At 71.5% G+C, this 20,118-nt stretch carries 19 protein-coding genes; 10 read left to right on the top strand and 9 right to left on the bottom strand.

Going from position 1 to position 20,118, the window contains the following annotated elements:
- Positions 1 to 111: 111 nt before the first annotated feature.
- The gene (locus tag AC07FT_RS01675; RefSeq protein ID WP_479173107.1) at positions 112 to 1,686 is read left to right on the top strand and encodes an RICIN domain-containing protein; all 1,575 of its coding nucleotides are present in this window, start codon (positions 112 to 114) and stop codon (positions 1,684 to 1,686) included.
- 228 nt (positions 1,687 to 1,914) lie between these two features.
- Here AC07FT_RS01675 and AC07FT_RS01670 read toward each other — a convergent pair whose 3' ends face one another.
- Positions 1,915 to 3,147 (bottom strand): cytochrome P450, encoded by a 1,233-nt coding sequence (locus AC07FT_RS01670; protein ID WP_479173371.1) that lies wholly within the window; start codon positions 3,145 to 3,147, stop codon positions 1,915 to 1,917.
- Between the two features lie 227 nt (positions 3,148 to 3,374).
- Between AC07FT_RS01670 and AC07FT_RS01665 the strand changes: the two genes are divergently transcribed.
- Entirely contained in the window at positions 3,375 to 4,544 is a 1,170-nt protein-coding gene (locus AC07FT_RS01665; RefSeq protein WP_471195135.1) for a steroid 3-ketoacyl-CoA thiolase, read from the top strand.
- A gap of 17 nt (positions 4,545 to 4,561) precedes the next feature.
- Here AC07FT_RS01665 and AC07FT_RS01660 read toward each other — a convergent pair whose 3' ends face one another.
- From AC07FT_RS01660 to AC07FT_RS01625, 8 genes are all read right to left on the bottom strand, one after another.
- Positions 4,562 to 5,425 (bottom strand): ECF transporter S component, encoded by an 864-nt coding sequence (locus AC07FT_RS01660; RefSeq protein WP_479173105.1) that lies wholly within the window; start codon positions 5,423 to 5,425, stop codon positions 4,562 to 4,564.
- Positions 5,422 to 7,053, bottom strand: a complete 1,632-nt coding sequence (locus AC07FT_RS01655; protein WP_479173103.1) for an ABC transporter ATP-binding protein — start codon at positions 7,051 to 7,053, stop codon at positions 5,422 to 5,424. The genes AC07FT_RS01660 and AC07FT_RS01655 overlap by 4 nt, the downstream gene beginning before the upstream one ends.
- Entirely contained in the window at positions 7,050 to 8,306 is a 1,257-nt protein-coding gene (locus tag AC07FT_RS01650) for an energy-coupling factor transporter transmembrane component T (protein ID WP_479173101.1), read from the bottom strand. Before AC07FT_RS01650 ends, AC07FT_RS01655 begins: the two co-directional genes overlap by 4 nt.
- Positions 8,303 to 9,043 (bottom strand): SCO2322 family protein, encoded by a 741-nt coding sequence (locus AC07FT_RS01645; RefSeq protein ID WP_479173099.1) that lies wholly within the window; start codon positions 9,041 to 9,043, stop codon positions 8,303 to 8,305. Before AC07FT_RS01645 ends, AC07FT_RS01650 begins: the two co-directional genes overlap by 4 nt.
- Positions 9,043 to 10,308, bottom strand: a complete 1,266-nt coding sequence (locus AC07FT_RS01640) for a prenyltransferase/squalene oxidase repeat-containing protein (protein ID WP_479173097.1) — start codon at positions 10,306 to 10,308, stop codon at positions 9,043 to 9,045. Before AC07FT_RS01640 ends, AC07FT_RS01645 begins: the two co-directional genes overlap by 1 nt.
- 402 nt (positions 10,309 to 10,710) lie before the next feature.
- A complete protein-coding gene (locus AC07FT_RS01635) occupies positions 10,711 to 11,124 on the bottom strand; it encodes a hypothetical protein (protein ID WP_479173095.1) in 414 nt (137 codons plus the stop codon).
- A 186-nt stretch (positions 11,125 to 11,310) separates the two neighbouring features.
- On the bottom strand, positions 11,311 to 12,369 hold the full coding sequence (locus AC07FT_RS01630; protein WP_479173093.1) for an MBL fold metallo-hydrolase: 1,059 nt from the start codon (positions 12,367 to 12,369) through the stop codon (positions 11,311 to 11,313).
- 267 nt (positions 12,370 to 12,636) lie between these two features.
- The gene (locus AC07FT_RS01625; RefSeq protein ID WP_479173091.1) at positions 12,637 to 13,449 is read right to left on the bottom strand and encodes a class I SAM-dependent methyltransferase; all 813 of its coding nucleotides are present in this window, start codon (positions 13,447 to 13,449) and stop codon (positions 12,637 to 12,639) included.
- Between the two features lie 57 nt (positions 13,450 to 13,506).
- Here AC07FT_RS01625 and AC07FT_RS01620 point away from each other — a divergent pair, with 57 nt between their 5' ends.
- The 8 genes from AC07FT_RS01620 (at position 13,507) to AC07FT_RS01585 (ending at position 19,938) form a co-directional block, all read left to right on the top strand.
- A complete protein-coding gene (locus AC07FT_RS01620) occupies positions 13,507 to 14,223 on the top strand; it encodes a GntR family transcriptional regulator (RefSeq protein ID WP_479173090.1) in 717 nt (238 codons plus the stop codon).
- Positions 14,224 to 14,908: 685 nt separating this feature from the next.
- Entirely contained in the window at positions 14,909 to 15,178 is a 270-nt protein-coding gene (locus tag AC07FT_RS01615) for a DUF6284 family protein (RefSeq protein ID WP_479173088.1), read from the top strand.
- The gene (locus AC07FT_RS01610; protein ID WP_479173086.1) at positions 15,175 to 15,492 is read left to right on the top strand and encodes a hypothetical protein; all 318 of its coding nucleotides are present in this window, start codon (positions 15,175 to 15,177) and stop codon (positions 15,490 to 15,492) included. Before AC07FT_RS01615 ends, AC07FT_RS01610 begins: the two co-directional genes overlap by 4 nt.
- Positions 15,489 to 16,355, top strand: coding sequence for a DUF2637 domain-containing protein (locus AC07FT_RS01605; protein WP_479173084.1), 867 nt, complete (start codon positions 15,489 to 15,491; stop codon positions 16,353 to 16,355). The genes AC07FT_RS01610 and AC07FT_RS01605 overlap by 4 nt, the downstream gene beginning before the upstream one ends.
- Complete coding sequence (locus AC07FT_RS01600) at positions 16,352 to 16,834, top strand: hypothetical protein (RefSeq protein ID WP_479173082.1); 483 nt, start codon at positions 16,352 to 16,354, stop codon at positions 16,832 to 16,834. Before AC07FT_RS01605 ends, AC07FT_RS01600 begins: the two co-directional genes overlap by 4 nt.
- 17 nt (positions 16,835 to 16,851) lie before the next feature.
- Positions 16,852 to 17,289, top strand: coding sequence for an NUDIX domain-containing protein (locus AC07FT_RS01595; protein ID WP_479173080.1), 438 nt, complete (start codon positions 16,852 to 16,854; stop codon positions 17,287 to 17,289).
- 55 nt (positions 17,290 to 17,344) lie between these two features.
- The gene (locus AC07FT_RS01590) at positions 17,345 to 17,677 is read left to right on the top strand and encodes a hypothetical protein (RefSeq protein WP_479173078.1); all 333 of its coding nucleotides are present in this window, start codon (positions 17,345 to 17,347) and stop codon (positions 17,675 to 17,677) included.
- A 92-nt stretch (positions 17,678 to 17,769) separates the two neighbouring features.
- Positions 17,770 to 19,938, top strand: a complete 2,169-nt coding sequence (locus AC07FT_RS01585; protein WP_479173076.1) for an FtsK/SpoIIIE domain-containing protein — start codon at positions 17,770 to 17,772, stop codon at positions 19,936 to 19,938.
- Positions 19,939 to 20,118: the final 180 nt, after the last annotated feature.

The following is a 20,118-nucleotide window of genomic DNA, read 5'->3' as shown; positions in this document are numbered from 1 at the left end:
GTCCTGACGTGTCAGCAGAGATGCGGAGAGGGGGAGACAGTGCGGCCTGGAGAGAACGAGGCCACGGCCCCCTGCTGACACCTGATCTCCTCCCTCAGCAAGGAGAAGGCTGTGAACGCAACACCACAGAGACCTGTGCGCACGATCCTCATGGTTCTGGCATTTCTTGCGTCCGTTGCCGGGTTGGCCCTGGCCCCGGGGATGACGCAGAAGGCGCACGCCGCCGACTGTACAAAGCCCGAGGCATGCCTGCACCTGGTGAGCAACAGGACCGACGACGGCATGGTGCTCGATGTCGACAACAGTCAGACGGGCGAATGGACCAATCTATGGGCATGGAAGAGGAGTAGCGGCGCCAACCAGCTTTTCAACCTTCGTAGGTTCGACGACGGTTCCTTTCAGATCAGGACCAACCTGAACAACGGGATGTGCCTCGGAAGCGGGGACGGAGGCCCTCAGGCCGTACCGGTCGGTCTCGACCACCTCATCATGCTGAGGACGTGTGAAGATGTCGACTCGCAGAAGTTCTACTTTCAGCCGACTTCTCAAGGCCGCTTCCTGATCCGGAATCTGGCGGACGACGGAGCCAGCTGCCTGACGTCCCACGCCAGTCAGTGGAGCAACCCGATCATCGGTCTCACGCGGTGCAACGGGGACACGGACCGCCAGTGGTCCGTCCTGGACAATTCCTACTTCGCGGGCGGCGTGGAATCGCAGTACAACGATTCCCGCTACAAGCAGCTCGCCGCGGTGTACGGCTTCTCCAGATGCGCAACCGACAAGACGTACTGCTCTTGGAAGGCCGCACCCGGCGGCGGAACCATAAGCCAGGAATCTCCGATCTGCAAGACGCTCGACCTTTACAAGGATTCGGGTTCGCTTGCGAAATACGTGGAATCAGAACTGGCCCAGAATTCGAAGACGGTGGGGCACTCCGTGCGGAAGGAGGAGTCGCTCAGCGCCAAGCTCAGCGTCGGTGCCGGCCCGTTCTCGGCTGAGATCGAGAGCAAGTTCGGCCAGAGCTGGGACGAAAGCTTCTCTGAAACTTCAGGACACACATTCACGTTCTCCAAAGAAGGGGATGTGACGACCAGGGGGCCGTATCAGTACGTGTGGCTGGTGGAACGCCCGACCAAGGAGGAGTTGAAGGGCACGTATCGGTTCGCCCCGGGCACCTTCGCGGAATGGTCTTTCGACGGCACCATCACGACGACAGTGGGGGCAGCGCGCGACGGCGTGGCGGCTTCGAACTGGTCGGGTGGCTCGAGCTGGGTTCCGCCCGCCGCCTGTGGCGGCTTCCCGAAGGGGCAGATCCCTCTCGCGGGCAAGGCGAAATGCGTCGATGTGACGGGCGGGAACACGGCCAACGGCACCGAACTGCAGATCTATGGGTGCGGCGCGAATCAGCCGAACCAGGTGTGGACCAAGCAGAGCAACGGACTTGTGGTCGCCTACGGCAAGTGCATGGGCCTCAAGGGAGAGAGCACTGCCAACGGAACGCCCGTCGTCCTCACCGCATGCAACGGAAAAGCCGCGCAGAGGTGGCAGCCGTACAACGGGGGGATTCGCAACAGCGCATCCGAAAAGTGCCTCAGTACTCGCAACGCGGCACTGACGGACGGCACCAAGCTGACGATCTCCCCGTGCAACGGACAGGCCGGCCAGAAGTTCGCCCTCCCGAAGTGACCCGCAGGCTCAGGATTCCCTGAAGTCCCGAGCCCTGGCCCCATCGCCCTCCGGGCGGTGGGGCCAGGCCCTGTCCTGCCGGTCTTCGTGGGCCCGCGACGCCTGGCACCGCGCCTCGCCGCGTTGTCGGGATCATCCGAGTACGCCCAGTACGAGGACGACCCTCCGCCTTGCGATGCCCGGCACCAGACGCCGCGGCCTGATCCACGAAGACCGACAGGACAGGGCCTAGGCGTACGCGACCCGCAGCTCCTTGATGCCGTTGAGCCAGGCCGAACGCAGCCGCCGGGGGGCGCCGGTGAGCCGGATGTCCGGGACGGCGTCCGCGATGGCGTTGAAGATCAGCCGGATCTCCAGCTCCGCGAGGCTCTTGCCGAGGCAGAAGTGCGGTCCGCCGCCGCCGAAGCCGAGATGGGGGTTGGGGTCACGGGTGATGTCGAAGACCTCGGGTCGGTCGAAGACCTCCGGGTCGTTGTTGGCGGAGGAGTAGAACACCCCGACCCGCTGGCCCGCGCGGATCCGCTGACCGCCCAGTTCGGTGTCCCGGGTGGCGGTGCGCTGGAAGGACATCACGGGGGTGGCCCAGCGGACGATCTCGTCCGCGGCGCTGGCCGGGCGTTCGCGTTTGAAGAGTTCCCACTGGTCGGGGTGGGTGAGGAAGGCGTGCATCCCGTGGCTGATGGCGTTGCGGGTCGTCTCGTTCCCGGCCACGGCCAGCAGCAGTACGAAGAAGCCGAACTCATCGGACTGGAGGTTGCCCTCGTCCTCGGCGGCCACCAGCCTGCTGACGATGTCCTGGGCCGGACACTCCTTGCGGTCCACGGCCAGGTTCATCGCGTAGGAGATCAGCTCCATGGCCGACTCGGCGCCGATCTCCTCGGTGATGGCGAGTTCCGGATCGTCGTACGCCACCATCTTGTTGGACCAGTCGAAGATCTTGGAGCGGTCCCGCTGGGGGACGCCGATCAGTTCGGCGATGGCCTGGAGCGGCAGTTCGCAGGCGATGTCGGTGACGAAGTCCCCGGTGCCGCGGGTCCTCGCCTCCGCCACGATACGGACGGCGCGGTCGTGCAGGGCCCCCTCCAGCGCACGGATGGCGCGGGGGGTGAAACCGCGCTGCACGATCTGGCGGACCCGGGTGTGCTCGGGCGGATCCATATTGAGCATGATCAGCTTCTGGACGTCGATCTGCTCGCGCTGGATGCTCTCGTTGAAACGGATGATGGCGGTGTTCCGGTGCGAGGAGAAGATCTCGGGCCGGGTGGACACCTCCTTCACATCCACGTGCCGGGTGACCGCCCAGTACCCGTCGTCCTGGAAACCGGCGATACCGTGCGGCTGGGCGACCCACCAGACCGGGGCGGTGCGGCGCAGCAGGGCGAGCTCCGGGAGCGGTACCCGGTGCTGGTGGAGGTCGGGGTCGGTGAGATCGAAGCCCTCGGGGAGCGCGGGACACGACATCGGCCACTCCAGGTTCCAGACCCGATCACGGATCTGACGGCTCATCAGAAGTGTCCGCAACGTAGTAACGGGTTCTACAAGTGGCAAGAGATATGGCGGCCATTGTTGCCCTGAACGGCCCGACTCGGGCTCTGCACAACCCTTGCGCCGCCGGGGCGGGCGTCAGCAGACTGAGGGCACAACTAGAACACGTACTAGTTGCGGCGTGGATGAGGAGAGGACGAGACATGGCCGCGGAACCCGTCATCGTCGAAGCCGTACGCACGCCCATCGGCAAGCGCGGTGGCGCGCTCGCCAATCTCCACCCCGCCTATCTGCTCGGCGAGACCTACCGCGAACTCCTCGCCCGCACCGGCATCCAGCCCGACTGCGTCGAGCAGATCGTCGGCGGCACGGTGACGCACGCGGGGGAGCAGTCGATGAACCCCGCCCGCACCGCCTGGCTGGCGATGGGCCTGCCGTACGAGACCGCGGCGACCACGGTGGACTGTCAGTGCGGCTCCTCCCAGCAAGCGAACCACATGGTGGCCAACATGGTCGCCACCGGGGTCATCGACATCGGCATCGGCTGCGGTGTCGAGGCCATGTCCCGGGTGCCGCTGGGCAGCGGCTCCAAGCACGGTCCGGGCAAACCGTTCCCGGACGAGTGGAACGTGGACCTGCCCAACCAGTTCGAGGCGGCGGAGCGGATCGCCCGCCACCGCGGGCTGACCCGGGAGCGGGTGGACGCGCTCGGACTGCTCTCCCAGGAGCGGGCGGGGCAGGCGTGGGCCGAGGAGCGCTTCAAACACGAGACCTTCGCCGTCCAGGTGCCCACCACCGAGGAGGAGCAGGCGGCCGGACAGGGCATGTGGCGGCTGGTCGACCGGGACGAGGGGCTGCGCGACACCAGCATGGAGGCGCTGTCCCGGCTGAAGCCCATCATGCCGACCGCCGTGCACACCGCGGGCAACTCCTCGCAGATCTCCGACGGCGCGTGTGCGGTGATGTGGGCCTCCAAGCGGATGGCCCGCGCCCTCAAGCTGAGGCCGCGCGCCCGGATCGTGGCCCAGGCGCTGGTCGGCGCCGATCCGCACTTCCACCTCGACGGTCCGATCGACGCCACCCGTGCGGTGCTGGGCAAGGCGGGGATGTCGCTCAAGGACATCGACGTGGTGGAGATCAACGAGGCGTTCGCCTCCGTGGTGCTGTCCTGGGCGCAGGTCTTCGAACAGGACCTGGAGAAGGTGAACGTCAACGGTGGCGCGATCGCGCTGGGTCATCCGGTGGGTGCCACCGGAGCCCGTCTGATCACCACCGCGCTGCACGAGCTGGAGCGCGCCGACCGGGAGTTCGCGCTCATCACGATGTGCGCGGGCGGCGGACTCGCGACGGGGACCATCATCCAGCGGCTGTGAAACGGGCCCGGCCGCCGTCAGCGTTCCTCGAACACCGCCGTCGCGTCGAAGGCCGCCCGGCGGGTGGCGCGGCGCAGGGGCTTGAGGACGGTGCCGCCGAGGGCGAGGGTCAGCAGCACCGTCACCACCGCGCGCGGCAGGTCCCAGCCCAGTGAGGTGGCCAGGCAGTAGGCCACGAACCGGGCCAGGTTCTCGCCGACCGGGTCGCCCGGCACATAGCTGATCCCGGTGGCCATGCCCTGCATCAGCGTCCAGCCCTGGAGGTTCATCACCGTGCCGTAGAGCACCGACGCCACCGCCCCGTACACCGCGAGCAGCGCCAGTTCGGCGCGGCCGCGCAGCCGGGAGGGGCCGGGGAGAAGTCCCGCACCCATCGAGACCCAGCCCATCGCCAGCATCTGGAACGGCATCCACGGCCCCACCCCGCCGGTGAGCAGCGCGGACGCGAACATCGACACCGAGCCCAGCACAAAGCCGAACCCGGGCCCCAGGACCCGTCCGGACAGCACCATCAGGAAGAACATCGGCTCGATGCCGGCCGTGCCCGCGCCCAGCGGGCGCAGGGCCGCACCGGCCGCCGCCAGCACTCCGATCATCGCGATGGCCTTCGCGTCCAGACCGGTGTCGGCGATGGTCGCCACCACCACGGCGATCAGCAGTGGCAGCAGCGCGGCGAAGAGCCAGGGCGCGTCCGCGGCATGGGTGGTGACCCCGGAGTCGCCCGGTGCGAACAGCGGCCAGCCGAAGGCCGCCACGCCGACCGCGGAGACCAGTGCCAGCGCGGCCACCGAGCGTGGCCCCAGCCGGACCGGCCGCACCCGCCGGTCCACCGCCGCCGTCCCCGTGTCCGTCCCCGTTCCGGCGGTGCCGGGCGCGCTCACGGCGCCGTCTCCAGCGCCTCGCGCACCTGTGGCACGGTCAGCCACGGCAGCGGTGCCAGGACCTTCGCCACCTGCGGTGCGAACGCGGGGGAGGAGACGACGACCTCGGCCATCGGCCCGTCCGCCACCACCTCGCCCTCGGCCAGGATCACCACGCGGTGGGCGAGTTCGGCCGCGAGTTCCACGTCGTGCGTGGCCAGCACGGTGGCATGGCCGTCCGCGGTCAGCTCCCGCACCACCTCCACCAGCCGCGCCTTGGCCGCGTAGTCCAGGCCGCGGGTCGGCTCGTCGAGCAGGAGCAGCGGGGGCCGCGCGGTCAGGACGACCGACAGGGCGAGCGCCAGCCGCTGGCCCTCCGACAGATCGCGGGGATGGGTGGTGTCCGCCACGTCCGGCAGCAGCCGGGCGACCAGCGCGCGGCAGGTGCCCGGGGCCGCGTCCGCGTCCCGGTCGGCCGCCGCGCATTCGGCGGCGACCGTGTCGGCGTAGAGCAGATCGCGGGGTTCCTGCGGTACGAGGCCGACGTGGCGCAGGAGTTCGGCGGGCCGGGTGCGGTGCGGGACCACCCCGTCGTCCCCCGTGGCGCCGCCCACCCGGACGGATCCGGAGGCGGGCTGGTGCATCCCGACCAGACTCGCCAGCAGGGTGGACTTGCCCGCGCCGTTGCGGCCCATCAGCGCCACCGTCTCACCGGGCCGCACCACCAGACCGGCGCCGCGCAGCGCCTCGACCCGTCCGTGGCGCACCACCAGCCGGGACACCTCGGCCACCGGCGCGCCCGGCGCGGGCCGGGCCACCGCGCGCGGCGCGGCGTCCGCCAGCCGCTCCCGCAGCGGCCCGGCCTTGCGGCGCGCGTCGCGCACCGACAGTGGCACCGGTGACCATCCGGCGAGCCCGCCGAGGGCCACCACCGGCGGCTGGACGGGGGAGACCGGCATGATCTCGGCCGGTTCGCCGACCAGCGGGGCGGTACCGGCGGAGGGCAGCAGGATCACCTGGTCCGCGTACTGCACCACCCGCTCCAGGCGGTGTTCCGCCATCAGCACGGTGGTGCCGAGGTCGTGCACCAACCGTTGCAGTACGGCCAGCACCTCCTCGGCGGCGGCCGGGTCCAGCGCCGAGGTGGGCTCGTCCAGGACCAGCACCCGGGGGTGGGTGGTGAGCACCGAACCAATGGCCACGCGCTGCCGCTGGCCGCCGGAGAGGGAGGCGATGGGACGGTCGCGCAGCTCGGCGAGGCCCAGCAGGTCGAGCGTCTCCTCGACCCGGCGCCGCATGGTGTCCGGCGGGACGCCCAGCGACTCCATGCCGTAGGCGAGTTCGTCCTCGACGGTGTCGGTCACGAAGTGGGCCATCGGATCCTGTCCCACCGTGCCCACCACATCGGCCAGTTCGCGCGGCTTGTGGGTACGGGTGTCCCGGCCCGCGACGGTCACCCGGCCGCGCAGGGTGCCACCGGTGAAGTGCGGCACCAGACCGGAGACGGCGCCCAGCAGTGTGGACTTGCCCGATCCGGAGGGGCCGACCAGCAGACACAGCTCCCCCTCGGGAACGGTCAGGTCCACCCCGCTCAGGGCGGGCCGGGCCGCGCCCTCGTAAGCGACGGACACCTGCTCGAAGCGGATCACTGGGTGGCCTCCTCGCAGTCTGTGCCGGATCGTCCGCCGGGGCGCTGCCCGGGTACCGCACCCCGCGGTCCCCCTGCCCGCGCCACCTGGTCACCGGGGGCCGGTCGCGGTGCGGGGCGCGGGGGTGCCGGGGCGGCGAACGCGGGGAGCAGCCCGAGCAGCACCCCCGCCGCGGGCCACAGCGGCAGGGTCGGTGCGGTGAGCGGGACGGCCGGCGGTTGCAGCGCCTGCGGCGCGTACGAGGCGGCCCAGACCATCACCGCCGCCACCGCCGCGCCCGAGCCGGACACCAGCCACGCCCGTACGCCCCAGCGGTCCGGCCGGTAGCGGGTGCGCACCGAGCGGCGGCCGCCCAGCCACAGTCCGCCGAGCGCCGCGGCCACTCCGGCGAGCAGCAACGGCAGTCCGTAGCCCCCGCCTTCGGCCGTCAGCAGTCCGTAGGTCCCGCAGCACACCCCGAGCAGTCCGCCCAGGGTCAGTGCCGTGGTGACCCGGCGCACGGCCGGAGGGACCTGCGCGGTGCGGCCGTAGCCGCGCGCGTCCATCGCCGCCGCCAGGGCCACCGACCGTTCCAGCGCGCCCTCCAGGACCGGGAGCCCGACCTGGAGCAGGGCGCGGAACCCCCGGTCGGGGCGGCCGCGCAGCCGGCGGGCAGCGCGCAGCCGCTGGACGTCGGAGACGAGTTGGGGCGCGAAGGTCATCGCCACCACGATCGCCACCCCGGCCTCGTAGAGCGCGCCGGGCAGGGACTTCAGCAGCCGGGCCGGACTGGCCAGGGCGTTCGCCGCGCCGACGCAGATCAGCAGGGTGGCCAGTTTGAGGCCGTCGTACAGGGCGAACACCAGCCCCTCGGCGGTGACCCGGCCACCGAGCCGTACCCCGCGCGCCCACTCCGGCAGCGGGACCTCGGGGAGGGTGAAGAGCACCCGGGTGCCGGGGATCGGTGAGCCCAGGAACACCGCGAAGAACAGCCGGATCGCCAGCACCAGCAGTCCCAGCTTGAGGAACGCGCCGTAGGAACGGGCCCAGGGCGCGTCGCTGCGGCGTGCCGCGACCACATAGCCCGCGACCGCGACCAGCAGTCCGAGCAGCAGCGGATTGGTGGTGCGGGACGCGGCCGTGGCCAGCCCCAGCGCCCACAGCCACCAGGCGCCCGCGTGCAGCGCGCCGCCGCGGGTGGCGACGGGCGCGCGCAGCCGGGCGGTCGGCCGCGCGGGCGGTCCGGCCGTGGTGCGGGGCGGCGTGGTGCTCATACGCGGCGGCGTCGCGCCTGCCAGACGGCCGCGGCCCCGAGGACGACGACCGCGGCGATCCCGCCGATCAGCCCGGCCGACGGACCGCCGTCGTCACTCCTGCCCGCACTCTTGTCCGCGCCGTCGCCGTCGTCGACCGCCCCGGTGCCCGGCTCCGCACCGTTCTTCCCGGTCTTCTCGCCGCAGCCCGAGGAGGGGTATCCGGCGATGGCGCACAGCAGCGCCGCGGAGTTGTAGCGCAGTGGCTTCGCCACGGCGGCCAGCGCCTCCCCGGCGGTGGCCCGTTCGTCGACCCGGGCGCAGTGCGTACGGGTCTTCTTCGGGGTGTCACCGCCGGACGCGTCCGCGGCCGTGCCGAAGTCGATGACCACCGCGACCCGTTTGTCGCCGTCCCTGGCGGGGGTGCCGGCGCAGATCGTGCCGAAGCCGGCGGTGCCGCGCGGCTGGACGGCGTTCGCGGAGTCCTCGCTGACGGCGAAGCGGAAGCCGATCGTCTCGCCGTCGCCGGGCCGTGCCACCGACGGGCCCTGCGTGGCGTACGTCCAGCTCTTCGCACCGGACCCGCGCTCCCAGAACGACCAGTACCGGTACCCGGCCCCGGCCTGCGCCGGAGCCGCCCCGAGCGCCACCAGCAGACCTGCCAGGACGGCCACCACGACGCGCGGGAGGGCGTGGGCCGCGCCCCGCGCGGCCCACGGGCGGCCCGCGCTCGGGGCGGCGAACGGCGGTATCCGCATCAGACCCGCTGCTTCTTCCGGCCGCTGAGCAGGAAGCCGATGCCCATACCGGCCACCGCGCAGACGCCCACGACCCACCAGACGCCGTTGCCGCCGTCGTCCTTCTCGTCCTCGCTCTTCGCGGACGCCTCCGGGCCGGACGCGGCCTGCGGCTTCGGTCCGGTGGCGTTGAGCTGCCGGACCACATCGGTGCCGCTGAAGTCGCGCGGGTCACCCCCGGCGGCGTGGGCCGCGAGCACCAGCTTGCCGAGCGCGCCCGGGTTGCCCTTGGCCCAGGCCACCGCCCCGCCGTCCTTGCTCTGGAGCCAGGCCAGCGGCTTGGCGGCGGAGGCGCGGTGGCCGCCCGCGGAGAGCGCCACGATCGCGTCGGCGGTGGCACCGAAGTCCGGCTGGTCCTTGGCGCCGGGCATCGAGGACATCAGGTGGCCACCGTGTCCGGCCATGGCCTTCGCGAGGTACGCCGCGGCGCCCTCGGCGGCCTGCTCCGGGGTGCGGTCCTCGGCGTCCCCACCGCAAGCGAGGGGCTCGGGCTCACCGCCCTTGCCCTTGCCCTCGGTGTCGGGGACGAGCCCGCTGCCGCGCACGGCCAGCGCCGCGCTCGCGGTGGCCAGGTCGTTGACGGCCGGGCCGCCCTTGCCCTTCTGGTACGTGAACGCCCCGCGCTCGCCGGCCTTGGCGTCACAGCCGAGCTGGAGGCCGATCAGCGCGTCGTAGGGGGTCTTGCCGCTCTCCGCGGAGGTGACCTCGGCGGGGTCCACGCTGGTGGCGGCGAAGGCGCCGACCGCGGCGGAGGTGGAGTTGGCGTCGCTGGGGGCGCCGGGGTTCATACCCCAGCCGCCGTCCTCGTTCTGGTTGTGCTTCAGCCAGCCGATGCCCTTCTCGACGGCCTCGGCGCGTCCGCCCACCGCGGCCAGCGCCTGTACGGCGGCGGCGGTGGCGTCGCCGAACTCACCCTTCTTCGGGTCGCACGCCTTGTTGGTGTCCGCCCGGTACGCGGCGAAGCCGCCGTCCTCGCACTGCTGCCCGGCCAGCCAGTCCACCGCCGACTTCGCCGGGGTGACGTCCACCGCGTCCTGCGCGAGCAGCGCGAGCGACTGCCGCCACACCCCGTCGAACTTGGGGTCCGCCGTCCCGTACAGCCCTTCGGGCAGCTTGGCGCCGGACGCCTTCGGGGAGGGCTTGCCATCGGCGAGCGCGGCGGGGGCGGCGGCCGCGCACAGGGCGGCGGAGACGGCCAGAGCCGCGACGCTGCGGCGTACGATCATGGCTGTGGTGCCTCTCGGTGAGTGTCGCCGCGACGGGCGAGGTGGGGGACGACGGCGTACGCGCTGCCGGGCACGGCCGTCCGCCACGCGCGGACACTCCGCGACGCGTCGGCACCGGGCTCAGCTCCGCATACCTCGACGGTGCCGCCGCCGGTGGTCCGGCGGCGGGAGCCTGCGGTGCGTCCGGCCAGGTACTCCGGCTGGGCACGGCGCGCGCGGGAAGCGGCGCCGCACGGTCACGGTTGCGGGTCAGCGCCGGATTCCCACCGGCTTCCCCCGAACGGACGCGCATGAAGTTTTCCCGCATACCTTAACCGCCCGGTCGGCCCCCCTTTCCCCGGGCTGTCCGGAATCCGGATCTCCGGTCCGGTCCGTCCGCGCGCGGGCCCGCGCGCGAACGGTTCAGGCCACGACCCAGGCGGGCGAGACCGCGCCGCCGAGGGTGGCGACCACGGTGGCGACGGCGAGCGCCCAGCACGGTTTGTCGCTGTCCGGCCGGCCGCGGGTGGCCAGCACCATGACCGAGTGACCGGCCATTCCCCCGGCGACGATGCCGAGGAGGAGCAGATCGGTCAGATTGCTCCAGGTCGTCTCCCAGGAGCCGAGCCGGACCGCGGCCGCGACGGCGGTGGACAGGGTGGCGATGCCCAGCATCACCGCCCCGGCCTGGGCCGGATGGTCGTGCACATGGGGCCGGGGGCCCTGCTTCGCGGCGTGGTCGGCCACCCGGCGGGACCCCGCGCACCAGGCCACGGCGATCAGTACGACCTCGGTGACCAGGACGGCCACGGCCAGCACTTCCGCTGCCGGGGGCATGTGCGTTCTCCTCTGTCGTCGGGGCGGTCGAGGGTGCGGAAACGAGCCTTTCCGGCTTCGATCCGGGGGCACAGGGAATTGAGCAACATCTGAGGAGGAACCGGATGTTCTGGCCGGATCCCATCGGAGGCGGGCAACTCCTGGCCGAAGTGCGGGTGTTGACCCGGTGGGCGGACCCGCCGGTTCTCATACGGCCCGGTAGCCGACCGGGTCGGTGCCGGGGACGGGTTCGGCGCGGCCCCGGATGACCAGATGGCGCAGATGGGCCTCGACCTCGGAGACGGCGATGTTGCGGGAGGTGTACGGGATCTCGGCCCAGGGGCGGTTCCACTCCATGACCTCGGCGAGCTGCCACGGGGTGCGCGGCGTGCTGAGCAGGGTGAGCAGACCCGCCAGACGCTCTTCGTGGTGGTCGAGGAGGGCGCGCACCCGGGCCGGGGCGTCGGTGAAGGGGTGCTGGTGGGCGGGGAGCACCTCGGCCGGTTCCAGGGCGGCGACGCGCCTCAGTGAGATGAGGTAGTCGCCCAGGGGGTCGGTGACCGTGGTGTCGTCGGGATCCTCGTAGAGACCGATGTGCGGACTGATCCCGGGCAGCAGGTGGTCACCGGAGAACAGCCGCCCGTGGCCCGGGGCGCCCGCGGGGTGCCGCTCCTCCAGGTGCAGACAGACATGGCCCGGGGTGTGGCCCGGGGTCCACACGGCGCGCAGCCGGCGGCCGGGCAGGTCGAGGAGGGCGCCGGGAGTGATCTCGCGGTCCGGCAGGGCGGCCCGCTCGCCGGGGAAGGTGGTGGCGCGGCCGGAGGAACGGGTGGCGCGCAGCGGGGCGAGGTGGTCCTCGGGGGCACCGGCCGCGGCGAGCTTCGTGGCGAGGTAGTCCAGCCAGCGGGCGGGTTCGGCGTCGCGGGTGCGGCGTACCACCGTGGCGTCGGCCGGATGCATGGCGATCCAGGCGCCGGACGCCTCCCGGACCCGGGCGGAGAGCCCGTGGTGGTCGGGGTGGTGGTGGGTGATCAGCACACCGTGCAGCTCGGTGACGGAGGCGCCGCACGCGGACAGTCCTGCGGTGAGGGTGTCCCAGGCGGTCGGATCGTCCCAGCCGGTGTCGATGAGGACCGGTCCGCGGTCGGTGTCCAGGAGGTGGACCAGGGTGTGGCCGAGGGGGTTGTCGGGGATGGGCACCGCGATGCTGTGGACCCCGCCGCCGTGGTCGGTGACCCGCACCGGTCCGGTCGTCCGCGCCGTCATGAGCGTCCCCCCCGTCGTCGTCCATTGCCCACTATAACGAGAACTGGTTTCAGTTCTGATGCCCGAACTGGGTCCCCCAGCAACGCCGTTGGCAGGCCGCGTGCGAGCCGCTTCCATGCCGTCGTTAGTGGTCGTTGTTGGCCGTCATTGGTCACTCTCGGACGGCCCACAGACGGCCCAGAGTGCGGCCCCGGAGACTGGGACAACTTCCCTGTCTCCGGGGCCAGACCGCTCGGACTGAGCAGACGTCATGATGGGCGGCGCGGATTACATCGGCGCCTTCCCGACCGCCAGCAGGTGGGAACTGGCGGCCAGGAGTTCCGGGTACGGCTCGGCCATGCGGGCGGCTGTCAGTGCGGAGGCGAACATGTCGTCCGTGGGGCCTTCCCCGGGCTGCTGCTCGACCGCTTTGAGGAGCGACCACGCTGGGCCCTCGACCCCGAACACCTCCACGTCGGTCAGCCCGGCCGCGCGCAGTTCGTCGGCGAGCTCTTCGGCGCGGTGGAAGTAGGCCAGGGTGAAGCCTTTGCCGTCGTGCACAGCGGTGCTAAGAATCTTGGAGATGGCCGCCTGCAAGCGGTCCGTGTGCAGGTGCGCGTAGGTGACGTGCTCGAAGAGGGACGCGTACCGGTTGATCGCGGCTGCGGCGACGAGCCCCCCGGGCTTCACCACACGCTGCGCCTCTGAGAGGGCAGTGCGCCGGTCGTCCGGGTCGGGCAGGTGGTAGAGCGGGCCGAGTAGCTGTACCACGTCGTAGCTCGCGTCTTCCGCAGCCAGCGCACGCGCGTCGCCCACCGTCGCGGGGCAGATCGTCGCCGCCTGCTCGACGTGCCGGGCGACGGGATCGATCAGCTCGACCTTGTAGCCGTCTTCTGTGAGCCACCGTGCGTGGACGCCCGTCCCGCCCCCCACGTCGAGGACGCGCGCCGGTGCCGGGGGGAGGAAGCGGCGCAGGAGCTCCTGCGTGCGGAGGAGTTCGAGCCGCCCGTCTGCCGACATGGTCAGCCGGGTGTCCTCGTCAATGACCTCTGAGTAGAAGTGTTCGATCTCCGGTGCTAGGGCGACCTCTGGTTTCGACATGAGGGCAGTATCCTGTGTACCGGTGGACCAGTCCAGTCCGATCTGACAAGGGGAGCCATGGCGCTGCTGAAGTACGAGGAAATCGCGGAATCCCTGCGGTCCCGGATCGCAGCGGGAGAGTTCGAGCCGGGCGAGACCGTCCCGTCGGGGCGGGATCTGGCCGAGCAGTGGTCGGTCTCACGGGCCACTGTGATCAAAGCCATGGATGTGCTGCGGAACGACGGCGTCGTGCAGGCCAAGCAGGGGACGGGGTTCGTCGTCACCGAGACGCCTGTGGCGCGTCCGGCGGGCGGGCGTCAGGCTGGGTCGGCGCGCGTGAGCGGCGGCATGCCGTTTCTGCGCATCGGAGCCCCGGACTGGGCGGTGCCCCCGGCGCATGTGGCCGAGGCGCTGCGTTTGGGTGCTGAGGTGGAAGCGCTCCGGCGGATTCGCGTGCTGCAACTCCCTGACGGCAGTCCCCACAGCTACGTCACGGCCTGGTTCCCGCCGGAGGTGGCCGATGGGGCGCCCCGCCTGGCCCAGACTGCCCCGATCGCTGAGGGGACGACGCGCTACGTGCGCCGCCAGACCGGCCGGTTCTCTGTGGAGGGGGCGGATGTCACCACGGTGCGTCTGGCGACGGAAGTCGAGGCGGAGCACCTGGACTTGTCGGAGCCGACGGCGGTGGCCGTCGTGCTGCACACGGCGCACGACCAGGAGGGGCGCCCGCTGGTCTGCGAGGAGGGGGTCACGCCGGGCACCCTCTACGAGCGGGAGGACACCTACCCGATGTAGTCGTCGCACGCATCACGAGGGCTGGACCGGTCCGCCGGTCCAGCTTTTTTTGGTGCCTGGGAAACACCTCTACCTGCATGGATGTTCTGATCGCCCGTCAACTCGCTTTCCTGTGGGTTGACTGGACCGGTCCACCGGTCCAGTCTATGGATGTGGCCGCAAGCCAGCCCGGACCTCTCGGGGACGGGGTGGCTGCGCCATGCCAACAGGAGCCCCGCATTGGACGGGGGGAGGCGACCCGGCGCCTTGTCATTGACCGGAGGGCTTAGACCGAAAGGTCATGTCTCCATACGCCTACAACGAGGTCATGGCGCGCTACCTGATACGGGCGCGGCCCGCCTCGAAGGAGACCTGTCCACGTCCGCTTCCACGCAAGGAGGCACCGTGCACAGCCAACGAAGTAGATGGGCGCCGCCGTGATCGACCGGCACGGCGGCGCCAGTGCGTCACCCCGGTTCGCGGCGTCTTCCGCCGACGAACAAGCCGGTCCCCCTTCTTCCTGCCATCGCAGCGGCTAGCGCTGCGGCCGGTTGCCTCCTCCGTCCGTCCGGGCCGCCGCGTGCGGGTCGTACGGGCGGGGCTGAGGGGAGCCGGACCTGCCGGACTCCGGGCGGCGGGGCGGCGCCGGTGTTGCAGCACCGGCGCCGCTGTTCGGGCCGTTCAACCCTGAGAGGAAATACGACCCATGAATCACATCGGTGCACTTCAGGCGGTTGTTACCGCCGACCTGTCCGACCGTGAGCCGACCGGCGCTGAGCTGGACGCCATCGACTTTGAGATGCCGCTCATCGCGGCTGAGGTCGAGTTGCTGGACGTGCAGATCATGACGCTTGACCGGCCGGTGTCGGAGCTGGACGCGCGCCGTATCCGCCGGGCCCGTCGTCGGGTGCTGGCCGCCCGCCGGGAGTTGTCGAACCGCACGGTCGACCTGAGCACGTCGGGGGTGGGGGCGTGAGCGAGTCGACCACGCACGCCAACCCGGGCCCGCTGCCCGAGGATGTCGCTGATCTGCTGCGTGCTGTCCTCGAAGCGCTCCGCATCTCGGACCCGGCCACGGTCGGTGACACCGACCGGTTCCGCGAAGTCCTCGACAACCGGGCCATGGACGTCGTGGTCGCGATCGAGGGCGTTCTCTCCGACCCCACCGGCTGGGCCATCGGATGGATCACCCCCTACCTCCGCAAGCAGCTCGCCAAGAACCCGCCGACCGGCTACCGCGCGGCCGGCGACCCGCGCAGCGCGGAGCCGAGCAGGGAGGTCGAGCGGTGAACCGCAAAGCCAAGACCCTGCTCGTCCTCGCTCTGGTGGGCGTGGTCGGGATGGCGTTCCGGGTGTCGTGGAACGCGCTGCGGGACGTGGCTATGGCCATCGGTGCCGACCCGACCGCCGCGACGCTATATGCGTACGTTGTCGACGGGCTCATGGCCCTGGCGCTCATCGCCCGACTGGTGCTGACAGCCGAGTCGGACCGGAAGTTCGCGTTGCGGGTGCTGGCCGCCTACACCACCGCCTCGCTGGTGCTGAACTACGTGCACGGCCTGGTCCCCGAGCTGCATGGTGGTTCGGTCGACCCCGGTCGACTGGCCGACCTGGGCAAGGTCGGTTGGCTGCTGGTGCTGCTGGCTACCTCACTGCCGGTCGGGTCGATCTACTTCGGGTCGGATCTGGTCGCCAAGGTGCTCCACCACCGACCCGAGCTGACCGCAAATGCGGGGAAAACGACAGAGATCGATAGCAATCGGTCTATGTCTGACCTGGGGGAGTCGGCCGACGAGCTTCCCGCCCCGGTCGCCGACCCGATGCCCCTTCCGGCACCGGCGCCGGTCGAGCTGCCCGCCCCCGACTGGTCGGCCCCGGCCGGTGCGTCGGTGGCGGCTGAGTCGGGCCGTTCGCGTCGGGCGACCGGTCGGGTACCGGAGTCGGCCCGGCCCGTCCGACGGAAGCGCACCCCCGCCGAACTGCTCGATGAGGCCCGAGAGGCAACCGCCGAGTGGAAAGACGCCGAACTGACCGCCGAGCGCATCCGCAAGGAGGTCCACACCTCTGCGGAGAAGGCGCGCGGTCTGCGGGATGCGCTCCGTGCCGAGCGGGCCGAGTCGCTCGCCACCGCGCATGAGGCGGTGGCGGCATGACCACGCCCCTGCCCTATCGCCCGCCCGGTGACCCGGGCCCCGACCCGCTCACCCCGGCCCCCTACAGCCCCGTCCAGCAGCCGCTGAGCGGGGCTGTCGAACTGGCCGCCGAGCGCGGGCCCGTGGTCTACGTGCCCGGTGCTCACGGCGGTTTCGTGGCCGTCCGCCGCGAGGATCTCCCCACCATCCACACCCCCGACCCCGGGCCCGTCCCGGCCCCGTCCGGGGTGGACCCGCAGGCTCAGCGGGTGGCCGCCAAGGGCGTGTTCGCCGCCGGGGCCGGAGTGGGCACGTACTTCGCCGCCGGGGCCGCCGCGATCGTGGTGGATTCCCTCGTCAAAGTCCTCCTCGCCGGGGGTGTCGCGGCTGGTGCGGCCCTGGCCACCGGCCGCCGCAAGGGCGGCGACACCTACATCACCAACCACCACGTGGCCAACCGCTGGTTCGGCCGCTCCCACACCACCATCCGCAACCGCTGACCAGGCCAGGAGTTGACATGAGCGACACCGAGACCTTCGAGACCATCCGGTACACCGCCGACGTCGTAGCCATCACCCCCGACCGTCACGTCCTGCTGATCGAGCGCCGCTGGGACCCCTACGAGGGTGCCTGGGCGCTGCCTGGTGGCCATGTCGACTCAGGGGAGACGAGCCGCGCAGCAGCGGCCCGCGAACTGGTCGAGGAAACCGGCGTGCACGTCAGCCCCGCCGACCTGCGCCAGATCGCCGTCTTCGACCGCCCCGACCGCGACCCTCGCGGCAGGTACATCACCGCCGTCTACCTCGCTGTCGTCCCAACCGATACCCCGATTGCTGCTGGGGACGACGCCCGTACTGCCCGCTGGTGGCCGCTCGACAGCCTGCCGGAGCTGGCCTTCGACCACGCCGAAATCCTCAGCGTGGCCGCGGGAACAGCCCCCCGAGGACACAGCTAGCCCGTCCAGGACCCGCAAGCCGAAGTCATCCTGACCAGGAAGGACACCCACCCCTATGAGGGACGTTCCCCGCTCCTACACCCGGGCCGAGAAGAGCGAGCGCGCGTGGCTGGTGCTGCGCGGCGCCAAGCAGGCTCTCGCCGACAACGTCGATCCGCGCCTCGACGCCCGGATCGAGCGCATCGACGACCGCGCGGAGGACCGCGGGCTCCGGGAAGCCCGTGCCCTGCTCCAGCAGGACGAGAAGGCCAAGAACACACTCGCCGCCGCCAAGGCCGCCGAGAAAGCCGCCCCCCGGGGCGACCGGGCCGCCGCCCGCGCTGCCCGCAAGGAGGCGGAGAAGCGGGCCCGCGCCACCGAGCAGGCGATCCGACGCGCGGGTCTGTGACTTCGCCCCGGGGTGGCCGTCACCCGGCCAAGGACACCGGCCGCCCCGGGCCCACCAACCCGCATTGAAGCTCAGGCAGGAGGAACCCCATCATGACTCAGGCCCCCGATCTGGGAAGCCTGCACGACCTGGACGCCCACCGTGCGGCCAAGGAACCCGCCGCGCCCGCTCCCGTGACGCTGGTCAAGCCCGTCCCGGACTCGGGGGAGGCTGTGCCGGCCGAATTGGCCCCCGCGGGTGAAGCGGTGGACCGGCCGGACAACCCCCTCGCGGACTGGCTGACCGTGCCGGATGCTCCGGTGCTGCCGGTCTGGGCCCGCTCACGCGCCTCCGTGGTCGCGAACGTGGCCGCGCTGGGGCGCCTGACGTGGTGGCACACCCGCTACCACGGGGTGCGCACCCCCAAGTACCTGATGAAGGCGGTCCTGTTGGCCGCGCGCGGGTTCTTCCGCGCCTGTGTGGGCCTGTGGCCGACCCTGTCCGCGCAGGACCACAGTGCGGCCGTGAAGGCGCTCAAAGCCCAGTCCAAAGCACGCCCGGAGGACGTAGAGCTCGCGACACGGCTCCAGCTGGCGCACGCGGAGCGGACGCGGACGCGCCGTTGGCGGTTCGGGGCCGCGGCCGTCGCGGTGACCACCGCCGTGGTCGGCGTCGCGCTGGCGCCGCCGCTGGCTCAGGCCGGGCTCACCGCGGCCGTCATGACCCCGCTGGCCTACCTGGGGCGGGGGAAGGAGACGCGGCTGCTGGACCAGGCAGCGCCGCCGGTGCGGGTGGACATGTCCGCCCAGCAGCTCAATGACGCGCTCCGGGCCGCTGGCCTCCTCAAAAGCGGCAAGGAAGGCCAGGACGCGCCCAAGGTCACTTGCACGATGGGCCCGGTCCGCGATGGCCGCGGCTGGGCCGTGATCTTCGACCTGCCCCGCGGCGGCGGCAAGACCGCCTCCGACGTGCTGGCCAAACGCGAAGTCATCGCCCAGGAACTCGGGGTGGACGAGATCCAGGTCATCATGTCCCGCGTGCGGGCCGCCAAGGGCGGCAACGCGGGCCGGGTGAGCATGTGGGTCGCGGACGATGACCCCTACCTCGGCACCCCCAACCCCTCGCCGCTGGAGAAGGCCGAACGGTTCTCGATCTGGGAGCCGGTCCCCTTCGGCCAGGACGCCCGCGGCACCCGCGTGGCCATCCCGGTCATGTGGCAGTCCATGTTCTTCGGTGGCCTGCCCCGCCGCGGCAAGACCTTCTCCCAGCGGCTCCTGACCGCCGCCGGACTCCTCGACGCCTACGTGCGGCACTACGTCGCCGACGGCAAGGGCGGCGCGGACTGGATGCCCATGAAGGCCGTCGCCCACCGCCTGGTGATGGGCGCCGAGGACGACGCCATCGAGGCGCTGAAAGCCATGCTCGCCGAGCTGCTGGCCGAGATGGAACGGCGATTCGCGCTGCTGCGGGACCTGCCCACCTCGGTGTGCCCGGAAGGCAAACTGACTCCGGAGATCGTGGCCAAGTACAACCTCCCGGTCATCTTCGTCACCATCGACGAGCTACAGGAGTACTTCACCGCGATGGAGCGCGAGGACCGGGAGCAGGTCATCAACGACCTGTGCCGCATCGCCCGCCGCGGTCCGGCCGCCGGGTTCGTCTCCAATTTCGCCTCCCAGCGCCCGGACGCGGAGTCGGTGCCGCCGAAACTGCGGGAGATCATCACCATCCGCTACTCGACCCAGGTCGTGGACCGCACCAGCAGTGACATGGTCCTCGGCAAGGGCAAAGCCGCCCAAGGGGCGGACGCCTCGGTGCTGTCGGAGGAGCACAAGGGCGTCGGAGTGCTGGTCACCGGCCCGGCCTCCTACGTCACCGTCCGCGCGGACTACCTCGACGGGCCCAGCTTCGCCGCGCTGTGCCGCAAGGGCCGCGCGCTGCGGGAGACGGCAGGGCAGCTCACCGGCGACGCTGCCGGAGACGTCACCGCCGCCGCGGACGCCGCCGGGGTCACCGTCCCGGCGATCGTCTCCGACGTGCTGGAGGTCATGCGGCACTCCCCGCGCATGTTCACCACCGACCTGCTGGCCGCACTGGTCAACCTCGATGAGGACACCTACGGCGACTTCAACGCCGAACGCCTTGCCACCGAGCTGGACACCGCGGGCGTGAAGCGCACCAGCAAGCAAGTCAAGATCTCGGGCGCCAACGGTGCCGGGTACCAGCGGCGCGACATCGAAGACGCCGTGCCCGCCGAAATCCTCCTCAGCACCACCGAGTAAAGGGGTCCCCCTCTACCCAACCTGCGGCCCAGCCCCCTCCCGCACCCCGGTTCGGCCGATCATCACCGGCCGCCGGGGTAGCGGGGGCCCTTTACCCCGGTCAAGGGGGCGGTAAAGGGCCCTGACCTGCACGGTAACGGGGGTAAAGGGGGACGTCTGGCCTCCCGCCACACCCCTCTA

The sequence above is a fragment of the Streptomyces sp. NPDC045899 genome (assembly GCF_056431485.1).
The sequence above is the reverse complement of the archived record's forward strand: the minus strand, read 5'-3'. Positions and strand labels throughout refer to the sequence as shown.